12 protein-coding genes and 1 rRNA gene are annotated in these 15442 nt (G+C 37.7%); 2 read left to right on the forward strand and 11 right to left on the reverse strand.

Annotated elements, in window-relative coordinates; genetic code table 11:
* Positions 1-26: 26 nt before the first annotated feature.
* Positions 27-1544 carry a glutamate--tRNA ligase gene (gene gltX, locus HEQ28_RS09075; protein WP_434501921.1) on the reverse strand — a complete coding sequence of 506 codons (1518 nt, stop codon included), beginning with the start codon at positions 1542-1544 and terminating at the stop codon, positions 27-29.
* Between the two features lie 99 nt (positions 1545-1643).
* Here gltX and HEQ28_RS09080 point away from each other — a divergent pair, with 99 nt between their 5' ends.
* Both HEQ28_RS09080 and HEQ28_RS09085 read left to right on the forward strand, forming a co-directional pair.
* A complete protein-coding gene (locus HEQ28_RS09080; RefSeq protein WP_434501922.1) occupies positions 1644-3722 on the forward strand; it encodes an HD family phosphohydrolase in 2079 nt (692 codons plus the stop codon).
* A 166-nt stretch (positions 3723-3888) separates the two neighbouring features.
* Positions 3889-5412, forward strand: coding sequence for a hypothetical protein (locus HEQ28_RS09085; protein ID WP_434501923.1), 1524 nt, complete (start codon positions 3889-3891; stop codon positions 5410-5412).
* A 2-nt stretch (positions 5413-5414) separates the two neighbouring features.
* On the opposite strand, the gene priA is transcribed toward HEQ28_RS09085, so the two are convergent.
* From priA to rrf, 10 genes are all read right to left on the reverse strand, one after another.
* Positions 5415-7685, reverse strand: a complete 2271-nt coding sequence (gene priA, locus HEQ28_RS09090; RefSeq protein ID WP_434501924.1) for a replication restart helicase PriA — start codon at positions 7683-7685, stop codon at positions 5415-5417.
* Positions 7686-7780: 95 nt separating this feature from the next.
* Entirely contained in the window at positions 7781-8398 is a 618-nt protein-coding gene (locus HEQ28_RS09095; RefSeq protein WP_434501925.1) for a porin family protein, read from the reverse strand.
* A 39-nt stretch (positions 8399-8437) separates the two neighbouring features.
* Complete coding sequence (gldN, locus tag HEQ28_RS09100) at positions 8438-9481, reverse strand: type IX secretion system ring protein PorN/GldN (RefSeq protein ID WP_434501926.1); 1044 nt, start codon at positions 9479-9481, stop codon at positions 8438-8440.
* 1 nt (position 9482) lies between these two features.
* The gene (gldM, locus tag HEQ28_RS09105; protein WP_434501927.1) at positions 9483-11039 is read right to left on the reverse strand and encodes a type IX secretion system motor protein PorM/GldM; all 1557 of its coding nucleotides are present in this window, start codon (positions 11037-11039) and stop codon (positions 9483-9485) included.
* A complete protein-coding gene (gldL, locus tag HEQ28_RS09110) occupies positions 11039-11761 on the reverse strand; it encodes a type IX secretion system motor protein PorL/GldL (RefSeq protein ID WP_434501928.1) in 723 nt (240 codons plus the stop codon). Before gldL ends, gldM begins: the two co-directional genes overlap by 1 nt.
* A 6-nt stretch (positions 11762-11767) precedes the next feature.
* Positions 11768-13204: a type IX secretion system lipoprotein PorK/GldK gene (locus HEQ28_RS09115; protein ID WP_434501929.1), complete on the reverse strand. Its 1437-nt coding sequence runs from the start codon at positions 13202-13204 to the stop codon at positions 11768-11770.
* 4 nt (positions 13205-13208) lie between these two features.
* Positions 13209-14150 carry a PorP/SprF family type IX secretion system membrane protein gene (locus HEQ28_RS09120; protein WP_434504447.1) on the reverse strand — a complete coding sequence of 314 codons (942 nt, stop codon included), beginning with the start codon at positions 14148-14150 and terminating at the stop codon, positions 13209-13211.
* Between the two features lie 98 nt (positions 14151-14248).
* Positions 14249-14470 carry a DUF2795 domain-containing protein gene (locus HEQ28_RS09125; RefSeq protein ID WP_004373526.1) on the reverse strand — a complete coding sequence of 74 codons (222 nt, stop codon included), beginning with the start codon at positions 14468-14470 and terminating at the stop codon, positions 14249-14251.
* A 134-nt stretch (positions 14471-14604) separates the two neighbouring features.
* On the reverse strand, positions 14605-15186 hold the full coding sequence (locus HEQ28_RS09130) for a hypothetical protein (protein ID WP_434501930.1): 582 nt from the start codon (positions 15184-15186) through the stop codon (positions 14605-14607).
* A gap of 106 nt (positions 15187-15292) precedes the next feature.
* A 5S ribosomal RNA gene (gene rrf, locus HEQ28_RS09135) occupies positions 15293-15405 on the reverse strand.
* Positions 15406-15442 lie beyond the last annotated feature (37 nt).

The following is a 15442-nucleotide window of genomic DNA, read 5'->3' on the forward strand; positions in this document are numbered from 1 at the left end:
GATGGTTATTTCTTCTTGTTGTTTAGTTACTTCAATACTTCGATTGCCTTACGCAAACGCATTAGAGTCTCTTCCTTTCCAAGGAAAGCGGAAATATCAAACATGCCCGGTCCCTTTCCTATGCCAACAAGAGTTAGTCGGAACGCATTCATAACGTCACCTAACTTATATTCTTTTTCTTCTACCCACTTCATTACAACAGACTCCTGACATTCTACAGAGAAATCCTCGATACCCTCAAGCACTTCTGCCAATTCTGTCATCTGCTGAGCTGAATATTCTTTCCAACGCTTCTTCACCGTCTTTTCATCATACTCAGACGGTTGAACAAAGAAGAAAGAACATAATGGCCACAATTCATTTACGAAATTCACACGGTCCTTCATCATGTGAACAACCTCTGTGATTCTTTCAATAGTTTCATTAACTCCATTATCGGCAACAATAGGCGCAAACAATGCAGCAATCTCATCATCGCTTTTGCGAAGAATATACTCATGATTAAACCAAATGCCTTTCTGAAAATCAAACTTAGCACCTGCTTTCGAACATCTACTGATATCAAACACTTTAACAAGTTCATCAAGTGAGAATAGTTCCTGTTCTGTACCAGGATTCCAACCAAGAAGAGCTAGAAAGTTAACAACAGCCTCTGGGAAGTAACCATTTTCACGATAACCTGACGAAACTTCACCAGTCTTTGGATCATGCCATTCCAATGGAAATACAGGGAAACCAAGACGATCACCATCACGCTTACTGAGTTTGCCTTTGCCTTCTGGTTTCAACAACAATGGAAGATGTGCAAAACGTGGCATTGTATCTTCCCAACCGAAAGCTCTATAGAGCAATACGTGCAATGGTGCACTAGGCAACCATTCCTCACCACGGATAACATGTGTGATTTCCATCAAGTGGTCATCAACTATATTTGCCAAATGATAAGTAGGAAGTTCGTCAGCACTCTTATAAAGCACTTTATCATCAAGGATATCACTCTTAATAACAACGTCGCCACGAATCATGTCATTGACGTGAACATCAATTCCAGGTTCAATCTTGAAACGAACAGTATATTGAACTCCATCCTCTATCAACTTATCTACTTCCTCTTTTGAGAGAGTAAGCGAATTACGCATCAGAAGACGAGTATGTGCATCATATTGAAAGTTATGTATTTCAGTGTGTTTTGCCTCCAATTCCTCAGGAGTGTCAAAAGCAACATAAGCATTACTGTTGTCAAGCAACAACTTAACATACTGCTTATAAATATCACGGCGCTCACTCTGACGATAAGGTCCATGTTTGCCACCGAAACTGACACCTTCATCAAACTTTATACCAAGCCAACGGAATGACTCAAGGATATATTCCTCGGCACCTTCAACAAAACGATGGGAGTCAGTATCTTCTATTCTGAATACAAGTTCACCTCCATGCTGACGCGCAAAGAGGTAATTATAAAGGGCTGTGCGCACACCGCCGATATGCAAAGCACCAGTCGGACTAGGTGCAAAACGCACCCTTACTTTTCTTTCTGACATATCTAAAGATAATAATTTTGTGCAAAATTAATATATTTTTTTCAGTATTGCGTATTTTTTTAGTATTTTCGCATTGTAAAACAGATAATACAAGAAATAATGAATATAATAATGAAATACGAGAGCAAATATTGGCGCAATATATTTACGCGAACTGCTCTAATAGCAATATCGGTTTTGGTAATTGTTTGGTTTATGCCACGCAATGAAGCACAAAGAATGAAATATGACATTGGCAAACCATGGATGTATGGTTCATTCATTGCTAAATTTGATTTTCCAATCTACAAGACTGACGAAAACATAAAGTCTGAACAAGACTCTATGTTGAAACATTTCGAGCCATACTACAACTTCAATATGAATATTGCACGAAACGAAATCGCTAAATTCAAGAATGATTTCAAGTCTGGTATAGAAGGAATGCCTATTGAATACATAAATATTATCGCTAATAAACTACAAAAGATTTATCAAAAAGGAATTATAAACACACCGGAATACAGTAGTATGGCAAGGGATACTACAAATATGATTAGAGTTGTTGCGGGAAAACAAGCAAAAAGTGTTCAGATAAATAAGTTATACTCTACGATGACAGCATATGAGGATATGCTTAAAGATCCAGAACTTGCTAACTACAGACTTGAATTGCAAAAATGCGACCTAACGGATTATATTTTAGCAAACCTATCTTACGACAAAAAAAGATGCAGCGCCGAAAGAAACGATCTATTAGGGAGTATTCCTATTGCAAGTGGAATGGTTATGAGCGGACAAAAAATCATTGACCGAGGTGAAATTATTGATGAATATACATATAGAGTACTAAGCTCGTTTGAACGTGAAATGCAGCGACGCAATGCCACAGTAACCGAGATTACAAGCACACTAATAGGACAGATAATGTATGTAACCATATTGATTACGCTATTAACGATATATCTGGCACTGTTCCGGCAAGATTATTTTTCTAAGCCTCGAAGCATTATGATGCTCTATTCAATCATAACAATATTTCCGGTTTTGGTATCAATAATGATGGTGCATAACATATTTAGTGTGTATATAATACCGTTTGCCATGGTTCCTATTTTTGTACGTGTGTTCATGGATTCTCGAACGGCGTTCATTGCCCATGCCACGATGGTTCTGATATGTGCCGCAGCTGTGAAATATCAGTATGAATTTATCATCATCCAACTAGTTGCAGGACTGATTGCGATATACTCACTTAGAGAAATGTCGAAGAGAGCACAGGTTTTCAAAACGGCGTTATTAGTTAATATCGGAAGTATCATAGTATATTTTGCATTACAGATGATACAGAACAATGATGTATTGAAAATGGATCATGACATGTATTTGCATTTCGTATTCAACGGAATATTCCTTTTGCTTGCATATCCATTGATGTACTTGATAGAAAGAACCTTCGGATTTGTATCAGACGTTTCACTATTTGAACTTTCAAATACTAACAGAGGTATACTTAGGGATCTAAGCGAAATCGCTCCGGGTACATTCCAGCACTCAATAACAGTAGGAAATTTAGCTGCAGAAATAGCAAACAAAATTGGTGCAGAAAGTCTACTCGTGCGTACGGGTGCATTATATCATGATATTGGAAAGATTTTAAATCCAGTATTCTTTACAGAGAACCAAGCTGGTGTGAATCCTCACAACAATATGCGATGTGAAGAAAGTGCAAGAATTATTATTAGCCACGTTAATGATGGAGTAAAACTTGCCGAAAAATATGGTTTACCAAACATGATAAAGGATTTCATACTAACGCATCATGGCAAGAGTATGGCAAAATATTTTTATATTAAATATAAGAATGAACATCCCGACGAAGAGGTTGACGAAAAAATATTTGAATATCCTGGCCCAAATCCATTCACTCGTGAACAGGCAATACTTATGATGGCTGATACTACTGAGGCTGCTTCGAGATCTTTGGAAGAATATACCGAAGAAAGCATAAGCAACATGGTAAACAAACTCATTGACGAGAAAGTATCAGCTGGATATTTCACAGAATGTCCTATCACGTTCCGTGACATAAGTGTTGCTAAACATATTCTGATAGAACGTCTGAAAGCTATTTACCACACAAGAATACAATATCCTGAACTTAAGAAAAATACCATACCTGATACTTTCTCTGTATAGTTGTTGCACATTATTTTTTAATATGTGCAACATTCTTGCACAAAATTACCTATATGAGCATAAATATCGTTTGCAATTGTTAACTGGTTTTAAATAAACAGCATATTTTGTTGCATTTAGAACAATTCAGGTAACTTTGCGACGAATTTTTTTATAGGTTTTTAAAATGAATAAATTAAAATTTGCTTTTATAGCACTTGCAGTTTCTGCCTCACAATCAATTTGGGCCGGCGGACTGCTCACAAACACAAACAACAACATTGCATTCAATCGCAACTTCGCACGTGATGGTGCAATTGGCATTGATGGTGTTTATTCGAACCCTGCTGGTGTAGCTTTTCTAAGCAAAGGATTACACCTATCTTTCAACGTTCAGAATGCATATCAAACACGTACTATAGTAAGTGGAATGACAATACCTGGATTACAAGGAACACCATATTATCAGCCATTAAAAATGAATGGTGGTGATGATAATGGTAACAAAAAGTTCAAAGGAGAGGCTTCTGTGCCTTTTATTCCTTCATTCCAAGTAGCAAAAAACTACGATAAATGGGGATTTCAAATGGGATTCTCACTAATTGGTGGCGGTGGTAAATGTACGTTCAATGACGGTTTAGGTTCTTTTGAACGTCAGATCGCTCTTATTCCTGCAATGCTCCAGAAGATGGGAATCACAACAACTCAGTATGGCGTAGACAGCTATATAAAAGGTCAGCAATATGTATTCGGTCTTCAGTTGGGAACAACTTATAAGTTTAATGAACACATTGCTGCTTATGGTGGTTTCAGATTCAACTATATATATAATAAATATCAAGGGAGCATCACAAATATCCGTGCAAATATAGATGGGAACGACCAGAAACTATATGATTATATCGGAGCCGCAGCAAAAAACTACCAAACAAAGTCTGACACATATTCAGCACAAGCAGCAGCAACTACTGACCCAACAGTAAAGGCTCAGTTGGCAGCTGCAGCTGAAGCATATCAAACAGGAGCAAAGAATATGGCTGAAGCACAACCAAACTTCGCTGATCGTTACCTTGACTGCACACAGACAGGATGGGGGATAACTCCAATTATAGGTCTTGATGTTAAATACGGGAAATGGAATTTAGGTACACGTCTTGAATTCACTAATCACCTGAACATCGAGAACGATACAAAGGTTGATGATACACATTTGTTTCAAAACGGAGTCAACACTCCAAACGACCTTCCTGGAGTGTTTACTATTGGAGCACAATACGAAGTATTACCTTCTGTTCGTGTAATGGCTTCATATCATTACTTCTTTGACAAGGACGCAAAGATGGCTAATGACAAACAGAAATATCTTTCTGGAAATACACAGGAGTATCTTGCTGGTGCAGAATGGGACATCACAAAGGGTATTACAATCAGTGGCGGTATGCAGCGCACTAAATACGGACTTGGTGACGGAACTTATCTTAACGATATGAGTTTCGTAACAAGCAGTTATTCTTACGGTTTTGGAGCAAAGATAAAAGTTACAAAGAACGCAAGTCTTAATATCGCTTATTTCTGGACTAACTACAGCCACTTTAAGAAAGAATACACACAGACAATCGCTGCCGCTGGAAGTTCTATCAGCGCACAATGCAGTGATGACTTCACTCGTACAAATAAAGTACTGGGAGTAGGTCTTGACATCGACTTGTAAACCTACAACGGATCTACATCATAATATATATGCAGGGCAGCGTAACGTTTGTCCTGCATTATTTGTTTTTGCACATAATGCAGCACTTCCCTTACTTGCTTTTGATTGATACCATTCTCTAGTTTGATTATAATCTTTCGTATATTCATAGCCTTTACACGAGCAACAGCAGGTTTATCAGGTCCAAGTATTCTATCACCTAAATACTGTCTCAATCTACTACCCATTTCCAATCCAGCCGATTCAACAACTTCATTCTTTGAATGTTTTAAGAATACATACACAAGATGATAAAAAGGTGGATAATGAAATACAGCACGTTCATCAAGTAAATCTTTCTGAAAGTTCTTGAAATCATGGTTAACCACCTGATCAATTACGGGCAAGTCAACACTCTTTGTCTGTAGCATGACAAGTCCCTGATCACCCTTTCGTCCTGCTCGTCCACTCACCTGACTCATCATCATGAAAGCATGTTCATAAGCCCTGAAATCAGGATAATTCAACATTGAGTCAGCATTAAGTATTCCTACCACACTGACATTATCAAAGTCTAGTCCTTTGCTTATCATCTGTGTTCCGATAAGAATATTCGTCTTACCAGTAGAGAAATCAGTAATTATTCTCTCATAAGCATTACGTGTACGAGTAGTATCAAGGTCCATTCTGGCAACTCGAGCATCAGGGAATATATCACAGATACGTTCTTCTATCTTTTCTGTACCATAACCTCGACCATTGATTTTTTCACTGCCGCAGTTAGGACACACCTTTGGTACAGTATATGTGAAACCACAATAATGGCAAGTCAGCTGATTTAGATTTTTATGGTAAGTAAGTGACACATCGCAATTTGAGCATTTTGGAACCCAACCACATTCGCGACACTCAATCATAGGCGCAAATCCGCGTCTATTTTGAAACAATATTACTTGCTTGCCACTCTGTAAAGCATTATTAATTGCAGTCAACATCTGTGGTGAGAAAGGTCCTTGCATCATCTTTCTATGCTGCAAATCCTTAATATCGACAACTCTGATTTCAGGAAGTTCTATTCCTGCAAAACGTTTCTTCAGCTCAACCAATCCATACTTTCCCTGTTGAGCATTGTAATAGCTTTCCATAGATGGTGTAGCCGTTCCAAGTAACGTTTTTGCGCCATACATTCCTGCCAAAACTATAGCTGCACTCCTGGCATGATAACGTGGTGCAGGATCTTGCTGTTTAAAACTAGTCTCATGTTCTTCATCAATAATGACCAATCCTAAGTTAGTAAACGGCAAAAAGACAGCACTTCTCGCACCAAGGATAACATCATAATGAGAGTCAGAAAGCTGTTTATTCCATATTTCTACCCTTTCTGCATCACTATATTTGGAATGATAAATGCCTAAACGATCTCCGAAGACTCTTTTGAGTCGTTCCATGATCTGCACCGTTAACGCTATTTCAGGTAATAGATATAACACTTGCTTATGCTCTTCCAAAGCTTGTTTAATAAGATGTATGTATATCTCTGTTTTACCACTCGAAGTAACACCATGCAGAAGAACTACTTTTTTTTCTTCAAACTGAGAATTTATTTCATCAAACGCTTTTGTCTGAAACTTATTTAGTTGCTTTATATTCTCAAAGTGCGTTTCTCCCCCATTGTTAAGTCTTCCAACTTCTTTCTCGTATGTATATAAAATCTTTCTTTCAATAAGATTCTTTATTGATGGAGCATTGCAATGGCTGAAGTTCATCAGTTCTTCCTTCGTTATCTCAACAATATCCTCAGTATTAGCTGTACCACTCAAACTATCCCAATGCGACATAGCCAGAAAATCAATAAAAGCTTTCTGCTGCTTAGTTGCACGAGAAAGAGTATTTATAGCTATATGTAAAGCCTGCTCATTGCGGTAAGGTTCAGTTAATCCAACGTATTGTTCTGTCTTTGGTTTATAACTATCTTGCGTTTTTAGTCCTGAAGGCAATGCTGCTTTAAATATATCCCCAAGTGGAGATAGATAATAATTAGAAATCCATTGCCACAATTTAAGTTGATTTAGAAGTACTACGGGTTTATCATCCAAAACATCAATAACCTCTTTTACATCAAAATCAGGCTTTACGTCAGTCATCCTTACAGCTACGCCAATATAACGTTTACTCTTTCCCAATGGAACTAGTAAGCGGACACCAGATTTTACCCTTGACGACAAAGCATCGCCAACGGCATATGTAAACGTCCCGTCAAGAGGTAGCGGTAAAATGACTTCAACATACTTCATAGGCACACAAAGATAAACAAAAAAAAGCAGATATTCGTATCAGGATATCTGCTTTTTTACATTTATATAAAAATATATCTTTTCGTTGACTAGGCTTAGAAATAATAAGCAGCACTTATCTGCCATGAATTATAACGGCTACGAGTAGTATTTGTTATTGCCTTTTTTGATGCATCCCATACATTTATTTCACCAGTCTTACCACATACGATATTGTATGCTGCACCTATTTCTAGATGCTTTAGCAAAGTAATTCCTGCTCCGAGATTAACACTAAAGTTAGACTTTTTAATCTGGAACGTATTCTTATATGAATTAGCATCAGTCCAGTTATAACTATCGTCACCTACATTAAAGCCAAACTGTGGACCCGCTGCAAAATAAATTCCAGCTAAGCTACCAAGTCCAATATTATAACGAAGATTTACAGGAATGTTGATTGACTGCTGTTTCACTGTTGTTTCGTCAACCTTACCATCACGTTGATCGAAAAGGGCTGCAGCATCCACACCAAGTCCTATAACAGGAAGTGTAAACTTAACAGTTGGACCAACAAAGAAACCTGTACGGTTTGATGTATTGAAAACATCTTGGCTAAATGATATATCTGTCAAATTAAGTCCACCTTTAACACCGAACTTTATCTGTGCATCAGCTGTTGAGACAAACATAATTGCCATAGCCAACACTAGTAAACTAATAATCTTTTTCATTGTTCAAAAAATTAATTGTTATTATAAGTTTAATCTCTTTTAATGTCTCTGTCTTCTCACTGTCACACGAGCATTACTAGCTGAAGAAGATGATTGTTTCTGTCTGCGCATTTTGACTGTAGTACTACTCTCTGAACTTCTACGATTCATTGGACGTGAGGCTTTTAATGTTTTTTTATCTACACTAGTTACCTTATCTAAAGAATCCTTTTTAACCTGATCACCCCAAATATTCTTTTCAAACGAAACGATCTCATTTTCAATTCGTAACTGTTCTTTATTTAAAGCAGTGTCATTCTTGCAATATTGCGCAAGGTTTCTTCCTTGCATATTTGCGGTTTTATATATTTTACCCTTGTATCTATTCATTGTAAAATAATCATCCAGCGACATCATTGCAGCATTATTAATGTTGCTGACCATTATTGTACGCTTTGCAAGCAATGGCGCCAAATCATCATATTTAACCCAGAACAAAGGATACTTTGTTGTTCCATCTCCGAAATCATCAGCTCTCTCCATTATTGGACATAAAGCTATAATTTTAGTATGGAATGTTGCTGATATCTGGTCATAGTAAGAACATTCCTTTATATAATATCCTTTTACTTCGGACGAAGGAATATCACTATCATCAATATGAACACCACGATCAGTTCGCTCATAAAAAATATGATGATCATCCAAAAACGTCAATGGCTTTACAAGTGCATCATCCGTGAAGCGTTCATTACCGTCAAGACGATACTGATATACATTTATTCCACCATGTGATGGTCCCACCATCATAAGTTTAAAGATATACGTAAAAAGGTTCATCTGACTTCCAGATGATTCTGCGGGATAGTAAAGTCCTGCATTAGCATCATCATTAAGATTTAGCTCGCGATAAACATCTCTGCGCCACACCACATCCTCATTCATTCCTGCTGATGTCGGGAATGAAATCTGCGAGCGCAATGTGACATTATCAGCATTCGTCTTCTGTGCTTTTTCAGCCTGCTCTGCACGACGCAAAGCCGATTGCGCCGAAACATTCATTGCAAGAACTGCCATAAATAGCATAAAGTATAACTTTCTCATCTTATCTTACTATTATTTCTAATGCGCCGTTAAGGGTACGTGTTATTCCATCCGGACCAACAGCCTTAACATGAGTTATATAAAATCTTCGATTACGAGACAAGCTACGGAACGTATCACGCTGTCTGTCAGAGAAATTTGAACCCAACGAAGCTATTGGAATAGCATTTCCCATATTATCAAAGAATACCGTCTCAAAACTTACTACTTTGAACTGTATATCTAGCAGTCCGTCATCTATTGCAGCATTAATACCATGCGCTCCAATAAGTGAAGCTTTTGACATCGCTCCACCCTTAAACCTTGTCGTTCCTATAGCTACATAAGCTGTTGGATCAGGAAGCTTTCTCACATGAAATATAAACGGAGGCAAAGAACGCACCTGCCCCTTATCACGTGCTGTTACATGTATTGTTACATCCTTGCCGACCGCCGAAGGTACAGCTATAAAATGTCCGTTACCTTTTGATACCATACTACCACCTGTCATTGATATAGATACTGCATTTGCAGGAATACCAGGAACACTCACGCTCATAGGATTACTATATCCTGCATAAAGAACATTCATCATGTCGGCAGCTACAGTTGCACTATTTGGTGCAGGGATAACACTATATTTCTGCAAGAAATTTCTCTTTAATACATCACCGTTCCGATTTTGCATCAATATATATCCACCAAAAGAATGTTCTCCCACTCCGCCTGCAGTAAATGAATACTGCCCGTTTCGTGTGGCAATTCGCTGTCCATTTACGTATATCTGTGGTTGTTGAGTCGTGTCAACCGCAGCCATTACGATATCTGCACTGAAACGTTCTCCTGGGTAAAGAGTTGTCTTATCAGGTATTACGAAAGCTGAGAGTTTGTTTACCCTAATATCTTTCATATCTATATTAGAGACTAGAGTATGCAATACTTCACCCTCAGCATAGCGCACATCACTCTGCAATTTAGATAACAGTGTTATGGATGCAGCCACAGGCATATTCTCGAACATATATTCCTGCCAATTCTTCCCTAGTAATCTAGACTGTCTTGGGACCTTCGTTGAAAGGTTGCTATCGATAATCTTCTTTTGTTGCGGATCAGCTACCATACCAACAATGCGATTTCGGTATGAATTGATTGCATTAAGCAATTTACCACCCTTACCTCCTATTGGTGAAAGCATTACTTCTCCGGCAGCTTCAAGATTATCCTTATTTTCTATATTATAGACGTTTCCGTTTTTACCATCAGCCTTCTTTACAATAGCTACTTTCAGTTCCTGCGCGAAATTATATAGCGAGTCACTCATCTGCTTCACAGCTGTAGCCTTAGCAAACCACGCTTCTACCTTCGCAGGATTCTTTTTCATAAGACTTGCGAAATCGGTATACATAGACTCATTCTCCTTTGATGAATTATCAGTAGTACGATTAAGGCTTTCTTCCACAATCGAGAAGCCGTTAAGTACCTCTGTTGATATATTCAGCGCAAGCATTGCCATCAAGACGATATACATAAGGTTTATCATCTTCTGACGTGGAGATACAAGTCTTTTCTTTATTGCCATTACAACTGGGTATTTTGTGTAGGAGCTGCGGCACGCATATTTATTGTCATTGCCTCTATCATACGTGTATAAATTCCGTTAAGCTGTTCGATATGCTTTGCAAGCAATTTGCTCTGTTCGTTTATCTGATCTATTGTCCCAATCTGCTGACTGGCACTCTTCAACTGCATTTCATAAACCTTACTTATACCAGTAAGAGTTCTATTCAGATTTTCCATTTCCTCACTATCACGGGCAAGGCGTGAACTCTGATCACCTACTTTTCCCAAAACTTCTGTAAGTTTTTTAAGTTCGGTAACATAGTTATTCTGTGCTTCCTCCATATCAGGGTTGGCAGAAGGCATTACTATTGTAGATTCAGTATGCATAACAGAAGCAGGATCAGCAAACGAGACTTGTGATTTCACAGGTTGTGCCTGTTTAGCTTGTTCTGTTTTACCCTCTAGATACTCTTCTGTAACATGCGTTGGCAGATCCAATCCATCTGTTGTTTTATCAAAAGGTCTATCAAAAGCTGAAATAAAAAACACCAAAACTTCAGTACCCATACCTAAGAACAACATAATATTAGCACCTGGCAGATGAGTCAACTTAAACAATGCACCAAGCACAACGATTGATGCACCCCAGCTATATGCATAGTTAAGGAAAGTCTGTCCCGGGACACTATCCATCCACTTTTGTAGACGATAGACTATATTGTATTTACTATATTCTGTCATTATCTGTTATTTCTTTTTAGTACTAGTTGTATTTGCAAGACTTCTTACACATCTGAATCCGATAAATGATCGTGGTTGGTTTTGATATTCCCAAGAACGCCACGCAGAGCGTATAAAGCTCTCTGGGTCTTTCCAAGAACCACCTCGCACACTTTTCTTTTTCAATCTATATGGGTCTTCTTTTGCTGCATTATATTTTAATTCAGGATTCAGGTCATTCATTGCAGCTACACCAGATGCGGTATATACCGTACTTGTCCATTCTGCTACATTTCCAGCCATGTCATACAGTCCGTTTGAATTAGAACCGTATATTCCAACCTTACTAGTAATAAGATTACCGTCTTTGGTATAATTTCCTCTATCCGGCTTGAAATTAGCATAATAACAACCGTTACCATTCTTCATATCAGCATTGTCCCAAGGAAACTCATTGCCACCTTTACCTCTTGCAGCATATTCCCATTCAGCTTCAGTGGGCAAGCGATAACGTTGCACATACTTAGCCTCTATTCCTAGGCCCTTTAACAAATAATCCGTACGCCAAGCACAATACGCATTTGCCTGTTCCCATGTCACACCGACAACTGGATATTCATTATATGCAGGATTGCTATAATAATTACGCAAATACATCTCATTATCAGAATTTGTAAAATCATTTACCCAACATGTTGTATCAGGATATATGTTAACAATGTATGTATTAAGGAAATCCCAAGGACCACTACGCTGGCGATCTATAGTCTTACTAACAATATTTCCACCGTCGTCAACATAAGCAGTATCCTTTGATATCATTACAACATCATTAGAAACACCACGGTCGGTATTGAAAGAACGTTCAGCAGGATTTAATCGATTACGTCGAAGTGCTGCGGCTGTATAATCGTATATTTCATAACGATAGTTCATCTGTCTCCAGTCTAGTAGCTTGTCTCCTGTCACAGGGTTTGTAACATACAAACTTTCTATAGCACGTTGTTCGTCTTCATTAGGCTTACGTGGCAATGGCTTATTCCAATTCAAGTGTGGAGTAATGGCATTACCATTTTTGTCTTCAGAAATCATATAACTCTCGTCTCCGGCATAAGCTGGATCTGCAAGTCGTGTACGTAAGATACTGTCACGCACCCACATCACAAATTGCTTATATTTAGAATTAGTAACTTCAGTTTCATCCATCCAAAAACCATCAACAGAAATATCCTTTGTTGGAATCGGTGCCCCAAAAAGAGAATCCTGCTTGTCTAATCCCATGTGCAGAAATCCCCTGTCAATTTTTACCATACCGAAAGGTGTGGGCTCACTGAAGCTTTTGCCTCCTACACCAACGACTTCACCGCCACGACCTGCCATTGACATTGCTTTACTTCCAAAACAACCTGTTAAGGCAAATGCGACGATAACTGTACTTATGAATATCAATGTTTTATTCTTCATATATTTATAATATGCGCACATTCTTATGTTTGTTTTTCCCCTTCTTCACCATATTTATATCCATCTGATAACCGACAAATAGTTCATGGCTGCCGTTTCCTGGATTAATTGCTGATGTATAAACTTCATAACTATATCCCAACACCAATCCATGGAATGTTCCTCCTATCAGAAATGTCACAGAATTAGTGGGACTATAAGAAAGTCCTCCATACATCATTTTGTCTTCATGACTATACACCAACCTACTGGTAATATCAGCTCTATAAGCGGCCCCGTCAGTTCGCACAATACAAGATGGCTTTATTGTTACAAACGGATTATTAAGCTTTATATTGTATCCCCCTGTCAAATAATAGGTTGGATCTATGTTGAGTTCATTAGTACCGCCCAGCTTTATCAAAGGTGAATTTATGTGCTGCGCCGAAACACCAGCATACCATTGTCCTCTAACATAATACATTCCTAGAGCCAAGTCAAGTCCATTACCATTTTGTTGAGTTGTTGAGAATGCAGGATCCGAACTTTCATTCAAATCCACTTTAGATCCATCAAAGTCTTCACTAATAATACCAACCTGAGCGCCTACACTTATCACTCCCTTAAAAAGTTTATGTTTGTAAGCATATTGCACCGCCAGTTTTTTATGAGTAAACAATCCTATTTTGTCATTCATAAACTGTACTCCAGCTCCATTGTACGCCCTCATAAAGTAGAATGGAATATCAGCAGCGGCATACATTGTCTGCGGATTATGTTCAAATCCAGCCATATCCATAGCATAAGCAGCATTAATGTTCAACTTATTATATTTTCCGACAGATGCAGGATTAAAAGATGGTTCCATATCAAAGTAATGACTGAAAGCCACATCATATTGCGCTTTCATCCCGAGAAAGACGAAAGTGAAAATAATCGTAAATATAAATCTTGTAAAACTGCGCACGGTAATATAACGTACAATCAACAAAATTATTATAAATATAATAAAACACAAAAAGGTCACTCATAACTGAGTGACCTTCATGTTTTATCAGAGTTTATTTAATACTCATCATCATTCCATAAGAAATCATCCTTTGAAGGATAATCTGGCCAGATGTCCTCTATACTTTCATAGACATCACCCTCGTCTTCTATTTCCTGCAAATTCTCTAACACTTCAAGTGGCGCACCTGAACGGACAGCATAATCTATCAGTTCATCTTTTGTTGCAGGCCATGGTGCATCTTCCAACTTTGAAGCTAATTCCAGTGTCCAATACATAGTGTTCAATTATATTTGTCTTTAATTTTGCGTGCAAAAATAACAAAATATATTTTATTCACAAGAAAATATACAAATATTTTTATAAATAGCTATGATTATTATGAATTTTATAGCTTTAAAGGCATATATTGTCAGAAATTCACCTTATAATTGCATTTACACTTATTTGAATCAAAGAAAACGACACCACAATAATATAAATCATACGTTACAAAAGTGCGATTATCTTCTATTACTTGTTTCCAAAAATTACGTGTTATTTTATTTCTCTTAATACCCTCTATAATAAGTAATGACTCATTACTAGCAATTGAAGCTAAATGATTATACACTTTTTCATAATCACCCAAAAGTGAGATTCTTGCTATATGGAAAGTATCAATATCATCGACTTCATTAAAAGATACAAATGATGTTGATTTACATCCAGCAACAACATATCTCTTATAGATATCATTGCCAGCTTTATAATCATACCAAACTTCAGACTGACAGAAATTCGCCAATCTAAAATAAAGGCAAGACAGTTTGGTAATAAGCGGATTAACATTACCCGACTCTTTTTTCAAATTCTGATATGCATAATATGGATAATGTTCATTCACCACATAGCGGAGAAAGCTATATGCTGAAGGTGATTGCACACCAAAGCCACGTGAGTAGCCCATGCGAAACACCCATAAGATGATTCTCTTCAGATAATATCCTAACATTGTTTTAAGATTTATCAGATTACTCAGAATTAACATAATTATCGGAACGTTCCAATAAAAGCAAAAAAGCCTCGAAAGATATCTCTATCCTCGAGGCTTCAGTAAAAGAAGGCGGCTTCCTACTCTCCCGCATTGCATTGCAGTACCATCGGCGCAAGTGGGCTTAACTTCTCTGTTCGGAATGGGAAGAGGTGGGACACCACAGCAATAACCACCTGATATGGGTTATGACGTATTTTTCACAAGCAAACCGTAA

It is taken from the genome of Prevotella sp. (genome assembly GCF_051059605.1).
Taxonomy (GTDB): domain Bacteria; phylum Bacteroidota; class Bacteroidia; order Bacteroidales; family Bacteroidaceae; genus Prevotella.